Below are 17,420 nucleotides of genomic sequence, written 5' to 3'. Positions count from 1 at the left end.
GTTTTTTTATACTTTTTATTTTTTTGTTAATTCACGATATAAACTTAAATATAAATTGCCATTATTATATTCACCTAGATAGACATTAGATAATTCTGTTCCTTGTTTGGCTAACTCTTTTTCTAACCAATCTCGATCTTTTTCAAAGGTTTCTAACATATCATCATCCACAAAGCCATTTGTAATCAGTGGATAACGAACCAATTCCTCCCCATACAATATAATAGTAAGCTGCCCGTTTTGCTCCTGTATCCCACGTTTAACCTGTCTTGTGTCATAGACATTGGATGCACGTAACTTAAACATTAAATCACTTGCAGATACCCCTTTTTTAGCACAATTTTCAACAAGAACTTCTCCATTTTTTATCAACGTCACAGGTTGTCCATCGATTATTTTTTTTACAAAAGATACATTTTCTTTTAAGTACTTCATCAGCGTAACTAAAAACGTCCACATGATTAAAACTAAAAAGAACTGTAACACAGATATTTGGCTATTATAGATCATCCCACCAATAATTCCACCTAGAACAAAATTTTGAAGCTGATCCAAACTTGATGTTGGCGCTAAGTTGCTTTTTCCTAGTAAATTCATTTGAAATATTAGTGTGATTAAGCCAATTGCCAGTTTGATGCCAATTTCCAAATATTCTTTCATTGACTATTCCTCCACCAATTTAACTTGATTTGCATTTAATAAATACGTTTCTTCTAGCTTAAAAGAAGATAAATCCGCATTCATATTAATTTGATAATAGGTATCATCAATCTTAATTAGCATTTCATCTTTAACATACTTAGAATTTACTGCTAATTCTTTGTTATCTTTTCTTTGACTCTCACCGATGTTATCTAAAAAATTAAGCATTTGAGTGGAATTATTGCGATTTGTCTTCCCCACTTCGTATTCATTAATTTGAATGCCTGCCATAAATACAATCGCAAGTGACACTAAAATAATTAAATCTCGATATTTCATTTGGTCTCTGTTCTGAAATTTTTTCAAGATAACAAATAACAATAAGCCCAGTAAGCCGATAAAAAGAGCATATTTTATCAAATGGCTTTGTTCAGATTGTCTGACAAAATAGTGATACGTATAAAACTCCATGTTAATTCCCCCCATTTTTAGTTTTTTTGTATCAACTCTCTCTTTATTATAGCTCACATTCTTGATTATCCTTTTCTTTTTTTAATCTTTTAACAAAAGTTAATGTCAATCTACATATGCTACAATAAGGAAAATAATTAGGAGGAATTTGTATGATAAAAAAAGAAACTACACATCAGTGGACAATTCAATTACCTTCAGAAAAAATGAGTGTCTTAACAAATGACGAAGATGATGTTGCAGTCATTTATAAAGATAGCAACTTTGGTGACACGCAAGCATTACTTCTTCGTGTTACTGATTCATCTGTCAAAATCATTTCTATGCCTCATTATATTGAAGATATCGAATTCACTTTAAACAAAGAGATTATTCTTACACTTTCACCATTTGCTAACGAGCTTGATAGCGAACAATTTAAAGAATCTTAATAAGGAAAGATAGCAGAAACTTGAATGAGCCTTAAGTTTCTGCTATCTTTTTAATTTTTTTCTTTTTTACTTCTACTTCATCTGGTAAGATAATACGATTTTTTTCTGTACTGAGTGCACGCTTTTCCATTTCTTCATGAAGTGACTCTTTCAAAATAAATTCTTTGTCAACATCACCATTTTTTTCAACGTCAGGAATTTTTTTAGGAATATAAGGATTATCTTCTAACATACTCATCACTCCTTTATTATCTTTTCTTAATTATAACACGAAATCAATCTAATTGATTACTTATAAGCCTAAAAAGGCACCTAACTCAACATAACGAGTTAGATGCCTTCAATTAGTTACTTAGCTACTTCTTGCCCTGCGATACGGCCAAAGACAATAATGTCAGTAATAGCGTTTCCGCCTAGACGGTTACTTCCGTGAATCACTCCTGTTAATTCACCAGCTGCATAAAGATTTTCAATAGCTTTACCTTCTTTATCCAGTACTTCTGTTTTATCATTAATTACTAAACCACCCATTGTATGGTGAACTGACGGAACAGCCTTTTCAATGTAGTAAGGTCCTTTTTCTAATGATACTAACTCACCACGATGGTTAAAGTCTTTGTCTTTTCCATCTTTTGCGTATTGATTTACTTTTTTAACTGTTTCTTTCAAGTTTTTAACATCAATATCAAAGAATTTTGCTGCTTCTTCTAATGTATCAGCTTTAACAATCATTTTTTGTTTTAATAATTCATTGTATTCCGCTTCATGAACATCCATTGTTCCAGAAATATCATTAATTTTATCGTTCCATAATTGATATGTGTAGCCACCTGTTTGTTTTAAGATAGCATTTGAAATAACGTCACGACGTTCTAATTCTTCAACAAAACGATTACCCTCTTGATTAATCAAGATAGCTCCGTCAAAACGAGTATCTGCTAATAGTGAAATGACACCTGTTTTTGGATTACAAATTGGGTACGTTTGAATGCTTCCCATATTCGTTAAATCTGCACCAATAGCTTCAGCCATCACAATTCCATCTCCAGTTGACCCTTCAGTCACAGTAGACATATAACTTTCATCCATTTTTTTGTTGTATTTTTTACGCATTTCAACGTTTGAGCCAAAACCACCTGTCGTTAAGACAACGCCGTCTTTAGCCATATACGAAATAGTTTGTTCTTTTTTATTTGTTGCTTTAACACCTGTTACTTTTTTGCTATCATCTTGAATTAATTCTGTAGCTGTTGTATTTAACTTAATTGGAATTTTAAGTTCATCTGCTTTAGCTCTGAATTTTGTGATAACTTCTTGCCCTGTATGACCTTTAGGTATTAGAGCACGTTTATAAGAATGACCACCAAATTGGAATAATTGATCGTTTAAGAATTCTACTTTAATATCATCTCTCAACCATTCAGCTGCTGGTAACGCATTTTTTGTCATGACATCAATCATATGTGGGTCGCCTAATTTATCGCCACCTTTAATAGTATCTTCTGCCATTTTCTCTGGAGAATCGCCTTTGATTCCCAATTTTTTTTGTACCCAGTTATTTGGCACGTTCATTTCAGCACCTGAGATTAACGTATTACCACCAACTGCCGGCATTTTTTCGATTAAAACAACTGATTTACCAGCTTCTTTGGCTTCAATGGCTGCACTAAATCCTGCACCACCAGAACCTACAACAACAACGTTATATTCCTGAACTTCTTTTTCTTTTTCTTCTTTTTTAGCAGTATTTTTACTTGCAACTAATGTAATACCAGCTTTTTTAATGGCATCTTCAACCGCTTCAATATAACCTTTACTTGTTGCAGTTGATCCAGTGACAACATCTACTTCAGGTGAATTTTTTGAAACAATCGTTTCTTGCAATTCATCATAAACAGGTTCTGCTAAAACCTTGTTTTCACCATGTTCTTTCACTTTAATCTTATCAATTTTTTCATCTTTAACTGTTACTTCAACTTTGATGTCACCGTGTTTACCGTTACCAGTTCCTTCATAAGTGCCATCGCTGTTACTACTTTTAGAACCACATGATGTTAATAACAACACAGCTAAAATAGCAGTCAAACTACGACCAAATTTTTTCATCTTTTTTCTCCCCCATACATGATATACTTGAGACAATGCTATATCTCAATACAATGTGAATTATATAACAACCCTGATTTTTGTCTGTAAACAAATCAGTCTCTTTTTGCATAAATCAGTCTTTTGTTACATATTTCACGATAAAAAGGAGTTACCATGAAAACCATAAAAAAAAAGGTCTTCTTAAGTTTAGGCGCTGTGTTTGTTATTCTTTTCCTATTATTATTTAGTGCCTTCCACTATGAGATGAATAAATCCTTACTACCTGTAAATTCAAAAATGACACAACAAACCGTTGATAACAAAAGTCGTGAAATCAACGCATGGTTTTCTGAAAGAATTAGTGAAGTTGCAACTCTTGCTGATTTTAGTAACCACCATGACTTATCAAAAGACGAGTTATTCAAGGAGACAAAAACTTTAGAAAATAGGCGTTCAAGTATTTACGAGTCCATTCGTCTTGTTTCAGAATCTGGTACTTCTTACTCATGGATTACTCCGTCTTTTTCCATTGCTAAACGACCATACTTTAAAAAAATTCAAGACTCTTCTGTCGCTTATACAATCAGCAATACCCTTCACTCAAAAGAAGCACAACAAGACATTATTATTATCCTTTACAGATTACCCAAAAAGACCAAAGATGATATTGCCTTTATTGCAGCTGCTGTTAACGTAAAACGCATGGAAGAAATGGCAGAAGAAATTGAGATATATGACGGGACAGGTGCTTTAGTCAATGACCAAAAAAATCATGTTAAAAGCTCTACTTCTTTTTTAGACAATGACCTCTTAACATTCAAAAGTGATATTCCTTTACTATCTGACTGGCAAATAGTCTATCAAACCTCACAACGAAATTTACTACAAACAGGAATTCAGGCTCAAAAAATCATTCTTTGGTTATTTTTTATTTTAGCTGGAACTATTTCTGTGTTCTTCCTATTTCAATTGGATGCTTTTATTAAACCTATTGAATCTCTGAATCAAACGATGAAACGGGTTGGAAAAGGGGATCAACAAATACGCTCTACTATTACGCGAAATGACGAAATCGGGGAACTTGCTAATGAATTTAATGTTATGCTTCAAAAATTATATGATTTTGAGGATGAAAGTATTGCTCGAAATGTTCGATTGCTTCAAGAACAAGTTAAACCGCATTTTTTATATAACACATTAAATACCGTTCAATGGTTAGCTCAAACAGGGGAACTTGAGAAAATGGAAGAGATGATTGAAGCTTTGAGTACTTATTTTAGAGTGGGGTTAAATAACGGAAAACCTTGGAGTTCTTTATTTAATGAAACAACTCACGTCAAAAGCTATATCACCATTCAAAATATTCGCTATGAAAAAAATATTCAACTAGACTTAGACATAAATGATGAGTTAAATGATCTTAATTTACCGAATTTTATTTTGCAGCCTTTAATTGAGAATGCTATTTATTATGGTATTCGTCCTTTATCAGACGATCAACAATTTATTCAGATTCGCGCCTTTTATCAAAAAGAAAGTGTGGTCATTCAAGTCAGAAATACGGGTATTCTGCCTTCAAAACAAAAAATTAAAGAAATTAATAGCTTTTTTGCTGGCGATAGTCAGACTCGTGACAATGTTGGCTTTGGTTTATTCGGTACTTATACTCAATTAATGTATGCTTTTTCTAATGACGCGCGGATGCTTCTGTTTACAGAAAAGAACCAATGTGTGGTTCAATTAACATTACCTAAAGGAGGACTTGCAATTGAATCTCTTGATTATTGATGATGAACCTATTTTTAGAAAAGGACTTAAAAAGGTCGTTGAAGTTAATTCCGACCTTTTTAAACACATTTTTCTAGCAGCTTCTGCCAAAGAAGCTTTATCAATTTTAAATGAAGAAAGTAGCATTGATGTTATTTTTGTTGATATTAATTTACCTGACATGAATGGTCTAGATTTAGTCAAAAAAATGGCTGCCACCCATAAAGAAGCTTTGATTGTTGTTATTAGTGGCTACGATGATTTCACCTATGCAAGGCAAGCTATTCATTTAAAGGTCTTTGACTATGTTCTAAAACCACTGGCTCCTTCAGATGTGTTGCATTTACTTAAAAAAATTGAAACAGAGCTAAAAAAAACAGACACACTACCTAATCAAAAAAACATTTCGCCTATCTCGCCCTTATGTACCTCTGTTATTAAAATAATTGAGGAGCACTATGCCAAACGAGATTTATCTTTAACTAGTGTTTCCAATGATTTATTTGTCGATAGTTCTTACTTAAGTAAACAAATGAAAAAAAATACTGGTAAATCATTTAATGATTACTTAACCCATTACCGTATAACAAAAGCCAAAGAACTACTTGCCCAAACAACTATGCGGTATTCTATTCAAGAGATTGGCGAGCGTGTTGGTTATCCCAACCAGCATTATTTTAGCCGCCTTTTCAAACAACAAACCCAATTAACCCCAAGTCAGTACCGAGAACATTTTTATCGCTAGAAGGGACTATTTAGTGATAAAATAATAATGACTAAGGAGGACACAATATGACAAGTACACACAAAAATAATCGGCAACAGATTTATCGTTTAAGCTTATTTTTTTCTATTATTTATTTCATTTTAATTTATTTTCAAAAGCGCCTTTTAATACAACTTTTTCAAACTCAGTTATCTTTTTCAATTCCTGATACACTCGCCGTTCTAACGAGTGACAATAGTTTAGATACACTCATTGAACGAGCAACCAATGGCGGTATTCTTGTCGGTGTTTTTTTAATCGTTGAGGTCCTTATCTTCATTGGTTTAATTAGCTACTTACTTTTTAAAATTTGGCGGATGCACCAACTTAAACATTGGCAAAAAATTGATTGGTTCTTAGTTGTTGGGTTATGCTTATTGTTTCTTAGCAGTCTATACTATACTTACGTTACAGCAAACAGTACACTCACTACCTTTAATGAAATCGAAGGCATCTTAAAGAAATTAACGCCTTCTCAAATAAAACAGCTAAGTAGTCAGTGGCGAGATATGATTATTCATTATGAATTTTCTTTGGGTCATTTGCCACGAGATATAACCTTTATTTTGGAAAAAGTTGATGCCATCATCTCAAGCATCAAAGATGTTGGTCGAATTCCTAACCTTACCAATCAGTGGTTGAACCATCTAACACTTTTAAAAACCCACTACTTCTTAACCATGTGTGTGGGCTTTCTTTTAACTTTTGTCGGGCAATTATTTAATTACCGTGTAAATGGACCTTTGTTCCAAACAGGTAGAAAAAATGCAAGACGTGTAAAAGAATTGGAATCAACTGTTATCTCATTAAATGAAGAAAACCAAGAATTAAACACTCAACTCATTGAACTAAAAGAAAAACTAACTAAAAAAAATGTAGCTGCTATAAAAAAACAAAATAAAAATAATAAGAAAAAAAACTAGCTTAGACAGTTATTGTCTAGGCTAGTTTTTTTCTTTAACAATTGCTTGAATTTCTTGATAGATTTCTTTTACTTCCTCTAAGTCTTTAGCATTTGCTCCACTAGCCAAAGGATGTCCACCACCATGATGACGCTTAGCCACAGTATTAATAACTGGTCCTTTAGAGCGCAAGCGAACTCGGTAAAAGCCTTCTGGTTGGGCAACAAAAATTCCCCATGCTTTAATCCCTCTAATTTTACCTGGAATCGGAATAATAGCCGGTGTTTCTGCATCCTCAACCCCAAATTTTTCCAACACTTCTTGTGTCAGTAACACCATTGCTGCACCATTTTCATCCACTTGAATATTTTCAGTAACATACCCTGATAAACGAGCAATCTTTTCTGACACCTCATCCATTTGGCGGTTTAATTTAGCCGCGTCAAATGGGTATTCTCTTAATTTACTTGCAACCCATAATGTATGACTTGTGGTTACAGGATACATAAATCTACCAGTATCTCCAACAATACCAGCATAAAGTAATCTTGCTGCTTCATCTGTCATTGTCAATTCATCTTGATGTAAATCAAAGAAATCATACACCATTTCACTCGTACTACTTGCTTCTGTATTCACCCATGATAAATCACCATAAGGTTCGTCATTTGGATGATGGTCAATCTTAATAATCATCTCACCTAGACTATATTGCTTACCACTAATTCTTGGTTCGTTTGCTGTATCTGTCGAAATAACCAATGCACCTTGATACATTTCATCTGTTACCTCATCCATTGTTAACAAGTAATCTAATCCATTAACAGGTCCTCCTACCACGTAAATTTCTTTTTCCGGGTAAGTTGCTTTTAAAATAGCTGCTAAGCCACCTTGAGAACCTAATGCATCTGGATCTGGACTTTGGTGACGATGTATCATAATTTTTTGATATGCTTTTATTTTTTCTAGAATTTCAGTTGTTACGTCCACTTTCTTTGCCTCCTAAGTCTGCTCCATTAATTGACAAACAATCATTGCTTTAGCCACAATAATATTATCAATGTAAACTTCCATATCTATTTTTGCAGAACGTCTGCCGACTTCAATAATTCTTGGTTTTAAATCTATTTCACTATCAATCTGAATTAATTTAAAATAGTATAAACTCATTTGTTCAATCACTGAGTTATGATGATATTTCACCATCATAGTTCTTTGCGCAGCTGTTGAAATAATTTGATTTAAAACACCAAAAGAAAGAGTTCCCATACTATTAACCATTTGAGGGGTCACAACAAATGAAAAATCAGGAAGATCTGATGGGTTTTTACCCTCTTTTTCAATCACTTCATTTGTTATCTGATCTGAAAGAGTATTAGATACTTGAGGCTGTTTTTGAGCAAGTTGCATAGCTTTCATCACATCACGTCTAGAAACAATCCCGATTAAGGTTAAATCATCTTCTACAACAGGAATAATCTCAAGTCCATCCCAAATCATTTGGTGTCCAATACTTGCGACACTCATATGTCTTTTTGCTTTTCGTGGGTCTTTTGTCATAATCTTTTCGATTGGCTGTGTTGCTTGTTTATTAACCACATCTTTTGACGTAATAATCCCAACTAATCGATTTGATTTATTAACAACAGGAAATCGCGTAAAACCAGTTCTCTCAGAGACTTCTTGATAATCTTTTAACGTATCTTTTACATTTAAAACAACTGTACGCTCAATTGACGTTTGAATATCGTCAACTGTCATAATATCTTTTTTGATCATCTGATCGCTAATAGCTCGGTTGATGGTCGTTGCGACTGTAAACGTATCATAGGTTGTTCGGATAATGGGCATCTCAACTTCATCTGCTAAAGACAAAATATCTTCTGACACATCAAATCCTCCTGTTAATAACACAGCAGCACCATTTTCTAATGCCAGTCGTTGAACTCCTTTTCTATCACCAACAATCATTAATGAGCCAGAAGTGATGTAGCGTAACATGTTTTCTTCTGTCATGGCCCCAATAATAAATTTCTTCAATATTTTATCTAGTCCTTTTCGGCCTGCTAAAATATCACCTTCAATAATCTTGGCAACCTCTCCAAAAGATAACCGTTCAATATTTTCTTTTAATTTTTTTTCAATTCTAATGGTCCCAACTCGTTGAATGGTTGAAACTAACCCGACATTCTCAGCCTCTTTAATTGCCCGATAAGCTGTTCCTTCGCTGACAGCCAAATTTTTAGCTATTCCACGAACGGAAATTTTTTCCCCGACAGGTAGTGTTTCAATATATTCAAGAATCTGATCATGTTTTGTTACACTCACAATTTTCACCTAATTCTTTAAATTCACGTTGTTATAGTTAAATGGTTTAAACTGTATCATTTATTTAACCATCACTCTTCATTATTCTATCATGATTATTAACAAAAATAAATTCCAACGATTATAACAGTTCAAAATAATTGCTTTTAGTACAAAGATTTTCTGAGTATAAAAATAACGTGAACAAAAGAGTTGTCCACGTTGTTTTTTATTCCAATCCTTTTTTAGCTTGTGAAAAACGCCAAAACGTTATTCCTGAAGCAAATAAACAGATGGCAAAAGATACCATATAGGTAAAATGCATACCATAAACAAAGATATCTGGCCGACCATCAATAAATCCAACTACTTTTTCTCCCATTTTACCACTCATCGATTGATATAAGATAGTCGTTGATAGAGAAATACCAACAACCATTCCAAAATTACGAGCTAATGCGTTCATACTACCTGCCACACCGTATTCTGATTTATCCACACTAGACATGATAATCGTATTATTAGGCGCTTGGAACATTGCATTACCAGCACCAACAAGAGCCATAATTGTCACAAATAAAATAACCGGAGACGTTTCTCCTAAAATTAAGTATCCTACTTGTCCAGCAGTTAATAACACTAAACCGATTAATGTAATAAGATGTGGACCCTTTTTATCCGTTAAGTAACCACTTAAAGGCGCCCCTATTACCATAACTAAAGGAAACACCATCATTAAAAATCCTGCCTTATTTGCTTCAAGTCCAAGAACGTTTTGTAAATAGAATGGATTCACTACATTTGCAAAGAAGTTAGTAATAAAGATTAACGTTGCAGTTAATAAGCTTACGCCAAACACTTTATTATTAAATAAATGAAAATGAACTAATGGACTTTCATGTTTATTCTCATAATGATAAAAAGAAACAAGAGAAATAAGGGACACAATAACCATTCCAATAATAAGTGGATCTGTAAAACTTTTTTCCTGACCTAAGAATATACCGCCAAAGAATAATAAAATAAATAACGCAAACAAGAGAAATCCAATATAGTCAATACTTTCGCCACTTTTGAATTCTTTCTTAGGTAGAAAATACCAACCAAACATCATCGTAATAATTCCCACAGGAACATTTATCCAAAAAATATAAGACCAACTAAATTCTGATAAAATAACTCCACCAATCCCCGGTCCTGCAATAGCACCTAGTGAAACAAAAGAGCCAATTAAGCCAAGCGCTCGTCCTCTTTCTTGAAGTGGAAAAATATCTGTAATAATTCCCGTACTTGTTGCCATTGTCATGCTGGCACCTACTGCTTGAACAATACGAGAAACTAACAATAGAGGTAAACTCCCTGGAATACCACATAAAAATGATCCAATAATAAATACAATTGTTCCTATTTTAAAGACTTTAACTTTCCCAAAACTATCTCCTATTTTCCCAAAAAATAACAGAAACACACAAATAGCCATTAAATACACCGAAACAATCCATTCTGATTGATTCATCGGTACTCCTAAGTCCTCTGATATAACTGGTAACGCAATATTAACAATACTTCCATCGAGTGTTGACATAAAAGAAAACAACCCCACTGCCGCCAAACTAAACCATCTAAATTTATGACTTTTTTCTTGATTCATCAAAACTCTCCCCTACTTAATTTTTCAACAGAAAAACGAACAATCCTTTTTAGATTGTTCGTTTCTCATTGAAACTATCACACTTATTTATTATTTTCTTTTTTGACTTGATTCCATAATAACTGGTAAAATCACTGGTCTTCTCTTTGTTTGTTCATAAAGATAACGACTTAATTGATCTCTAATCTCTTGTTTTAAAACGCCCCAATCAAAATCAGATTTTTCTAAGTTTTCTAGGACAACTTCTTCAACAATAGTTGCACTATCCTTCATTAAATCTGTACTTGATTTGACATAAACAAATCCTCTCGTTGTAATACGAGGTTTTGAAATTATTTTTTTAGCGCGTCGATTAATTGTGATTACCGCAATAAAAATACCATCTTGTGATAATATTTTACGATCACGTAAAACGATATTACCAATATCGCCAACACCCAATCCATCAATTAACACATTATCTGCATCAGTAGAGCCTGTCATTCTTAAACGACCCTTTTCAAACTCTAAAATATCTCCACGACCTGTAATGAAGATATCTTGATAAGACATGCCCACTTCATTTGCTAAACCAGCATGTGCTGCAAGTAATCGATACTCCCCTTGAACTGGAACAAAATATTTAGGTTTCATTAAGTTAAGCATTAATTTTAAATCATTTTCATTACCATGACCTGAAACATATAAATTATCAGAAATTGTTTTAACCGTACCACCAGCTCGGTAAATCATATCTTCTGTTTTAGCCACTGTTGTTTCTACAGAAATAGATGGTGTCGTTGTGATATAAATCAAATCTCCTTCTTGGATACTAATTGATTTATGACGTCGACTTGCCATTTTTTGCAATGACTGTAACGGCTCACCCATGCGACCTGTTTCTAAGATTAATAATTCTTCTGGTCGTTTATTCTTCATTTGTTTTTCAGTAATAATCAAGTCTTCACTTGGTAATTGTAGTTTGCCAAGTTTGATAGCAGTTTGGACAATTTGTTCCACATCTTTACCTGTTAAAACAATTTGACGACCTGATTTAAACGCAGCGTTAAAGACTTGCTGCACTCTTTGAATATTACTTGCAACACTTGCAACAATAATTCGACCATCCCAGTAACGGATTGTGTCAAAGACTTCTTCTTCTGTTTGATTTTCTGATGCAATCAGTGATGAACTTTCTGCATTACTTGAATCACTTAGTAAAGCAAATACACCATCTTTACCAATTTCAGCTAATCTAGCAAAATCAGTTTTATATGATTGACTTGCACTTTGATCAAATTTGAAATCTCCTGTATAAACAATGCTACCTTCTTTGGTTTTAATAGAGATTCCGATTGAATCTGGAATGGTGTGCGTTGTACTAAAGAAGCTAATGACAGCATGGCCAAAATCAATTTCTGTAAACTCATCAACGACATGAAACTCTTTAAAATCCTTTGTATTTGGATATTCATTAACATTTAACTTAGCTAACTCAATCGTTAACTCCGTTCCAAATACTGGAACAGACACATTCTCTAATAAATATGGCAAGGCTCCAATGGCATCTGCGTGCCCATGACTTAAAAAGATTCCAGCAATTTTTTCTTTATTTTCTAATAAATAAGAAAAATCTGGAATAACCATGTCAATTCCTAATTGTTCGTTTTCTGGATATTTAAGTCCACAATCTAAAACGAAAATTTCATTTTCAACTTCGACAACGTAGATACTTTTTCCATTTTCTCTCACGCCACCTAAAGGCACTATCTTTATTTGACTCACTATTTCCCACCTCATTCATTTTGACAGTTTTGTCAAAAATACTTTCTATGTCTTCTTTTATTATTGATTTACCTTTACAAGATTCATCTCATGAAGTTTTTCGGCAATTTGGACAGAGTTAAATGCCGCACCCTTTAACAAATTATCTGAAACTACCCACAAATGGAATCCCTTGTTGCTATCTAAATCTTTTCTAATTCGTCCAACAAAAACATCCGTTTTATCTACTGCTGTTAAGGGTTGTGGATAAATTTGTTCTGCTGGATTATCTTCTAAAACCACGCCTGGTGCTTTTTCTAGTGATTCTTTTATATCATTCACTGAAACATCGTCTTTTTCTATTTCAATATAAACTGATTCTGAATGTCCCGACATAACAGGCACTCTAACACATGTCGCACTTACTTTCAGCGCTTGGTCTGACATGATTTTTTTACTCTCATTTATCATTTTCCACTCTTCATTTGTATACCCTTCATCTGAAAAGACGTCGATTTGAGCTAATGCATTAAATGCTAATGGATAATGTTTCTTATCTCCTGAACAAGGTAAAATAGTCGCTTCTATTTCTTCTTTTCCATCTAGTATATCTTGTGCTTGTTGCTTCAATTCATTAATAGCTGACATACCTGCACCACTAACTGCTTGATAAGTCGACACAATAATGCGTTCCAACCCAAACATTTGATGAATCGGTTCTAGCGCCACCATCATCTGAATGGTTGAACAATTTGGATTAGCAATAAGCCCTTGATGTTGTTTCAATGCTTCCGAATTTACCTCTGGAACAACTAAAGGCACACCCTCACTCATTCTAAAAGCACTTGTATTATCAATAACAACACACCCACGCTTTATTGCTTCTTTGGCGTATTGTTTTGATATTTCTCCCCCTGCACTAAATATAGCAATATCGATAGCTTCAAATGAGTCAGCCTGTAACTCTTCAACTTCAAAAAAGTCTCCTTTAAATCGTATTTTTTTCCCTACAGATCGTTTTGAAGCTAGAAACACAACTTTATTAAGTGGTAAACTAGTTGTTTCAAGCATTTCCTTTATTTTCTCGCCAACGGCCCCTGTCGCTCCAACTATGGCAACGTTATAACTAACCATAGAACTCTCCCTTCATTTTTACATAATTCTCCCGATTTTACTTATCCTTTATTTTAGCATAAAAAGGAGAATAATTCTTTAACGAATATTTCTCCTTCTCCTTAATTAATTTATTATTTTTAAACGGTCTAGTATTTTTATGATAATCATTGAAATTATCACACCAAACACATTTTGAATGATATTACCAAAAATAGAAGCAATACCAGCTACCTTGCCATATAAAATGGTCGCCGCGACAAAGTAACCTGCAATCATAATCACAGAAGCTAATAGTAAAAAGAATATGCGTGTAACGTTCTGTTTATTGCCAGACCATTTTCCAGCAACATAGCCTTGTGTCCCATGAATAACAACTGAAAAAATTAACCACTGGGGATATCCTAAAATTAAATCCAACATGCCGCCACTAATTCCGCCAACAATTGCACCAGCTGGCCCACCAAGTAACATAGCTGCCGTATAAATACCTACCTCTAAAAGGTTAACGTAACCTTTTGTCATTGGAACTGGAAAAATAAAGGTTAACGCTAAGACAGTTGTTAAAGCAATTAACATAGCTAATAACGCAAGTTTTTCCTTAATTATTTTCATTGGCCATTCCCCCAAGTACTTTTTACCTACTCATTATATGCTAAATCACATAAAAAAAGTAACCTTAACTATTTACTTGTTAAGCGTTACTCTCATCATCAATTATAGTATCATATTAACCAAAATATAACATAATTCCTCCGATTATAAATAGAATCATGCCATAAAAAATCTGAGATAACATGCTTCTATCATTTAAAAGAAAACGTACCAAAGGAAGTTTTTTACCAATTCCAACAAGTAATATGCCACTTATTGTCAAGATGACTCCGATTAATTTGATAACACTCATATCTGCATGATTCATATCATCATCCCTTAAATGTTTTTTTCAATTATAGCATGACTTACTTTCAAGGGACCTGTTAATGGACTAGGAATTACCTTACATCTTTGTCACTGGGCAGCGTTTTGTTCTCCACAATAAAAATCAAACTAGTCGCACAAAGTATTCCCACAAAAATCCCTAAAAGATGATCTACTTGTTGATTATTAGTCAGCATCTTAAGCATGATACTCAAAACGACAAATCCCACCTCTAAAGAAAAGATTACTTGCTTTCTTCGTTTAGACAACCTCCAGCGTACTTTTCTTGGTTTATCTTTTAATTCATCCTTTTCAACTGTCACGTACATTAATAATCCCATATTTAAAAGCATTACCACTAAAAAAACAATTTGGGTACCAAGATTCATTTTAAACGTAGAGAATTCCAACAAACTTCCTAATAACACGGCTACTACCAGAATAAGATTAATTAAATAGGATACACGCCATATCCTATTAATTTTCGCTAACTCCTCTGTTTTTTTAAATTCTTCTTTCATTCCAACATCCTCCTTTAATAATGTGTCTAAAGAAAGGTTATAGTAATCACTAATTTGAATTAAACTACTAATATCTGGATAACTCCGTTCATTTTCCCAACTTGAAATTGTTTGTCTTGAGACATGCAAATCTTTAGCAACCATTTCTTGCGTTTTTGATACATCATTTCTTGCATTTTTCAGTCTTTTTCCAAACTCCATCTGACAACTTCCTCTCTTTATAACCTCACTATAAACAAGGTAATTTTATTATACTAGATTAGAACTTTAGCACGTCCCATTTTAATAAAAAAAGCACGCTAAGTATCTTAGCATGCTGTTATATCAAGGATTCTAATCTCTAAACTGAGCATCATATAATCTCTTATAGACACCTTCATTTGCCATTAATTCTTGATGTGTGCCATCTTCTACAATCCCATTCTCAGTCACAACAACAATTCGTGTTGCTTGTTTTATCGTTGCTAAACGATGGGCAATCATTAGTGTCGTCCTACCTTCTGATAAAGACATTAATGATTCTTGAATCACATTTTCTGTTTCTGTATCTAAGGCAGATGTGGCTTCATCTAAGATTAAGATTGGTGGGTTTTTCAAGAACATTCTAGCAATTGCTACACGTTGCTTTTGACCACCAGAAAGTTTCACGCCTCTTTCTCCAATAACCGTATTCAATCCTTCTGGCATGTCTTCAATTACTTTTGATAAATGAGCCAGTTCAATGGCTTTTTGGATATCTTCTTCACTAGCTCCTAATTTACCGTAAGCAATATTGTCTCTAATTGTTCCGGGAAATAAAAAAACATCCTGTTGAACAATTCCAATTTGTTTTCTTAATGACGTCATTGACATATCTTGAATAGTTACCCCATCAATAGACAGACTTCCCGATTCAATTTCATAAAATCTCGGTAATAAATGACATAATGTTGTTTTACCTGCCCCACTTGGACCTACAAAAGCAACTGTCTCACCATGTTTAATTTCAAGAGACAACTTATCTAACACTTTTGTGCCATCACTATAAGAAAAATCAACTTCCTCATAAATAATATCGCCTTTTAAATCTGATACTTCAATTGCCCCTGACTTATCTTGAATACTTGGTACTTTGTCTAACTCTTCTGTTAGGCGTTTAAAACCAGCAAACCCTTTTGGATAACTTTCAAGCATATTATTGATTTTTTCAATTGGTCTAGCAAAAACATTAGACAGTAAAATAAAACCAACAAAGTTTCCGTTAGTAATCTCTCCTTGGATCGTGTAATAAGAACCAAATAAAAGAGCAAATAAACTAATCAAACGAATCAATAAATAATTATAAGAAGAACTTAGTGCCATTGTTTTATAAAAAGCTAATTTAGATTGACGATACAATTGATTTAGCTTACTAAAACGTGACTTTTCAAACTCTTCATTAGCAAATGCTTGCGTAACTCTAATCCCACTTACACTCGCTTCAATCCCTGCATTAAATTCACCTAGATTTTCATAAATCTGAGTATTCACTTTAGTCATGCGTTTGTTGAAATAAGCTAGAGCAATCGTTATAAATGGCACCATAACAGCTGTTGCCAAAGCCAACTTAGCATGAATATTGTACATTAATGCAAATGAGCCTGTTAAAGTCATGATAGTGATAAACACATCCTCAGGACCATGATGGGCTACTTCTGATATTTCAAAAAGGTCTGTTGTTAAACGACTCATCAACTTCCCTGTTTTTTGATTATCATAAAATTCAAATGGCTGTTTTTGGAAATGAGCAAACAACTCATCACGCATATCTGTTTCAATATTTGTACCTAATTTATGCCCAAAATAAACAACAATATACTGAAATGCCGTGTTAATAATGTAAAAACCAAACAGTAAAGCACTTACCATTAAAATCAATCTTAAATTTTTAAGTGGCATTATCTTATCGATGACTTGATTAACAATCACCGGAAAACTTAACTCTAAAACTGCCGCTATCGTTGCGCAAATAAAATCTAATAAAAATAACGCTCGATACGGCTTATAATAAGAAAAAAATCTTTTCAACAAAATACTTCCCTCCAAACATCTTTTCTAAACCCCTACTATAACAAAAAA

17 protein-coding genes are annotated in these 17,420 nt (G+C 33.4%); 4 read left to right on the top strand and 13 right to left on the bottom strand.

Annotation, left to right across the window (positions count from 1 at the left end; genetic code table 11):
* Positions 1-15: 15 nt before the first annotated feature.
* Positions 16-660, bottom strand: a complete 645-nt coding sequence (locus RR554_RS10290) for a DUF421 domain-containing protein (RefSeq protein WP_332464208.1) — start codon at positions 658-660, stop codon at positions 16-18.
* A gap of 3 nt (positions 661-663) precedes the next feature.
* Complete coding sequence (locus RR554_RS10285; protein WP_332464207.1) at positions 664-1,113, bottom strand: DUF3290 family protein; 450 nt, start codon at positions 1,111-1,113, stop codon at positions 664-666.
* Between the two features lie 152 nt (positions 1,114-1,265).
* Between RR554_RS10285 and RR554_RS10280 the strand changes: the two genes are divergently transcribed.
* The gene (locus tag RR554_RS10280; protein ID WP_332467955.1) at positions 1,266-1,544 is read left to right on the top strand and encodes a hypothetical protein; all 279 of its coding nucleotides are present in this window, start codon (positions 1,266-1,268) and stop codon (positions 1,542-1,544) included.
* A 31-nt stretch (positions 1,545-1,575) separates the two neighbouring features.
* Here the strand turns inward: RR554_RS10280 and RR554_RS10275 are convergent, their stop codons facing one another.
* Both RR554_RS10275 and RR554_RS10270 read right to left on the bottom strand, forming a co-directional pair.
* Positions 1,576-1,776: a hypothetical protein gene (locus tag RR554_RS10275; RefSeq protein ID WP_332467954.1), complete on the bottom strand. Its 201-nt coding sequence runs from the start codon at positions 1,774-1,776 to the stop codon at positions 1,576-1,578.
* A 116-nt stretch (positions 1,777-1,892) separates the two neighbouring features.
* The gene (locus tag RR554_RS10270) at positions 1,893-3,650 is read right to left on the bottom strand and encodes a flavocytochrome c (protein ID WP_332464204.1); all 1,758 of its coding nucleotides are present in this window, start codon (positions 3,648-3,650) and stop codon (positions 1,893-1,895) included.
* 156 nt (positions 3,651-3,806) lie between these two features.
* Here RR554_RS10270 and RR554_RS10265 point away from each other — a divergent pair, with 156 nt between their 5' ends.
* The 3 genes from RR554_RS10265 to RR554_RS10255 are packed head-to-tail and all read left to right on the top strand — an operon-like array spanning position 3,807 to position 7,088.
* Positions 3,807-5,420 (top strand): sensor histidine kinase, encoded by a 1,614-nt coding sequence (locus tag RR554_RS10265; protein WP_332464203.1) that lies wholly within the window; start codon positions 3,807-3,809, stop codon positions 5,418-5,420.
* On the top strand, positions 5,401-6,144 hold the full coding sequence (locus RR554_RS10260) for a response regulator transcription factor (protein ID WP_332464202.1): 744 nt from the start codon (positions 5,401-5,403) through the stop codon (positions 6,142-6,144). The genes RR554_RS10265 and RR554_RS10260 overlap by 20 nt, the downstream gene beginning before the upstream one ends.
* 47 nt (positions 6,145-6,191) lie before the next feature.
* The gene (locus RR554_RS10255) at positions 6,192-7,088 is read left to right on the top strand and encodes a hypothetical protein (protein WP_332464201.1); all 897 of its coding nucleotides are present in this window, start codon (positions 6,192-6,194) and stop codon (positions 7,086-7,088) included.
* 21 nt (positions 7,089-7,109) lie between these two features.
* Here the strand turns inward: RR554_RS10255 and RR554_RS10250 are convergent, their stop codons facing one another.
* From RR554_RS10250 to RR554_RS10210, 9 genes are all read right to left on the bottom strand, one after another.
* Complete coding sequence (locus tag RR554_RS10250) at positions 7,110-8,057, bottom strand: DHH family phosphoesterase (protein WP_332464200.1); 948 nt, start codon at positions 8,055-8,057, stop codon at positions 7,110-7,112.
* 12 nt (positions 8,058-8,069) lie between these two features.
* Positions 8,070-9,395 carry a DRTGG domain-containing protein gene (locus RR554_RS10245; protein ID WP_332464199.1) on the bottom strand — a complete coding sequence of 442 codons (1,326 nt, stop codon included), beginning with the start codon at positions 9,393-9,395 and terminating at the stop codon, positions 8,070-8,072.
* Positions 9,396-9,603: 208 nt separating this feature from the next.
* Positions 9,604-11,025, bottom strand: a complete 1,422-nt coding sequence (locus RR554_RS10240) for an MFS transporter (protein WP_332464198.1) — start codon at positions 11,023-11,025, stop codon at positions 9,604-9,606.
* A 90-nt stretch (positions 11,026-11,115) separates the two neighbouring features.
* The gene (locus tag RR554_RS10235) at positions 11,116-12,789 is read right to left on the bottom strand and encodes a ribonuclease J (RefSeq protein WP_332464197.1); all 1,674 of its coding nucleotides are present in this window, start codon (positions 12,787-12,789) and stop codon (positions 11,116-11,118) included.
* Between the two features lie 60 nt (positions 12,790-12,849).
* The gene (locus tag RR554_RS10230) at positions 12,850-13,902 is read right to left on the bottom strand and encodes an aspartate-semialdehyde dehydrogenase (protein WP_332467953.1); all 1,053 of its coding nucleotides are present in this window, start codon (positions 13,900-13,902) and stop codon (positions 12,850-12,852) included.
* A gap of 105 nt (positions 13,903-14,007) precedes the next feature.
* The gene (locus RR554_RS10225) at positions 14,008-14,496 is read right to left on the bottom strand and encodes an ECF transporter S component (protein WP_332467952.1); all 489 of its coding nucleotides are present in this window, start codon (positions 14,494-14,496) and stop codon (positions 14,008-14,010) included.
* 115 nt (positions 14,497-14,611) lie between these two features.
* A complete protein-coding gene (locus tag RR554_RS10220) occupies positions 14,612-14,803 on the bottom strand; it encodes a hypothetical protein (RefSeq protein ID WP_332467951.1) in 192 nt (63 codons plus the stop codon).
* A 73-nt stretch (positions 14,804-14,876) separates the two neighbouring features.
* Positions 14,877-15,524 (bottom strand): helix-turn-helix domain-containing protein, encoded by a 648-nt coding sequence (locus RR554_RS12150; RefSeq protein ID WP_443081337.1) that lies wholly within the window; start codon positions 15,522-15,524, stop codon positions 14,877-14,879.
* Between the two features lie 132 nt (positions 15,525-15,656).
* Complete coding sequence (locus RR554_RS10210) at positions 15,657-17,372, bottom strand: ABC transporter ATP-binding protein (RefSeq protein WP_332467950.1); 1,716 nt, start codon at positions 17,370-17,372, stop codon at positions 15,657-15,659.
* Between the last annotated feature and the right edge of the window lie 48 nt (positions 17,373-17,420).

The sequence above is a fragment of the Vagococcus sp. genome, from assembly GCF_036639995.1.
In the GTDB taxonomy this organism is placed as follows: domain Bacteria; phylum Bacillota; class Bacilli; order Lactobacillales; family Vagococcaceae; genus Vagococcus.
The sequence above is the reverse complement of the archived record's forward strand: the minus strand, read 5'-3'. Positions and strand labels throughout refer to the sequence as shown.

Coding starts and splice junctions, on each gene's coding strand:
- RR554_RS10290 (WP_332464208.1), bottom strand. CDS start 660: ATGAAAGAATATTTGGAAATTGGCATCAAACTGGCAATTGGCTTAATC.
- RR554_RS10285 (WP_332464207.1), bottom strand. CDS start 1,113: ATGGAGTTTTATACGTATCACTATTTTGTCAGACAATCTGAACAAAGC.
- RR554_RS10280 (WP_332467955.1), top strand. CDS start 1,266: ATGATAAAAAAAGAAACTACACATCAGTGGACAATTCAATTACCTTCA.
- RR554_RS10275 (WP_332467954.1), bottom strand. CDS start 1,776: ATGTTAGAAGATAATCCTTATATTCCTAAAAAAATTCCTGACGTTGAA.
- RR554_RS10270 (WP_332464204.1), bottom strand. CDS start 3,650: ATGAAAAAATTTGGTCGTAGTTTGACTGCTATTTTAGCTGTGTTGTTA.
- RR554_RS10265 (WP_332464203.1), top strand. CDS start 3,807: ATGAAAACCATAAAAAAAAAGGTCTTCTTAAGTTTAGGCGCTGTGTTT.
- RR554_RS10255 (WP_332464201.1), top strand. CDS start 6,192: ATGACAAGTACACACAAAAATAATCGGCAACAGATTTATCGTTTAAGC.
- RR554_RS10240 (WP_332464198.1), bottom strand. CDS start 11,025: ATGAATCAAGAAAAAAGTCATAAATTTAGATGGTTTAGTTTGGCGGCA.
- RR554_RS10230 (WP_332467953.1), bottom strand. CDS start 13,902: ATGGTTAGTTATAACGTTGCCATAGTTGGAGCGACAGGGGCCGTTGGC.
- RR554_RS10225 (WP_332467952.1), bottom strand. CDS start 14,496: ATGAAAATAATTAAGGAAAAACTTGCGTTATTAGCTATGTTAATTGCT.
- RR554_RS10220 (WP_332467951.1), bottom strand. CDS start 14,803: ATGAATCATGCAGATATGAGTGTTATCAAATTAATCGGAGTCATCTTG.
- RR554_RS12150 (WP_443081337.1), bottom strand. CDS start 15,524: ATGGAGTTTGGAAAAAGACTGAAAAATGCAAGAAATGATGTATCAAAA.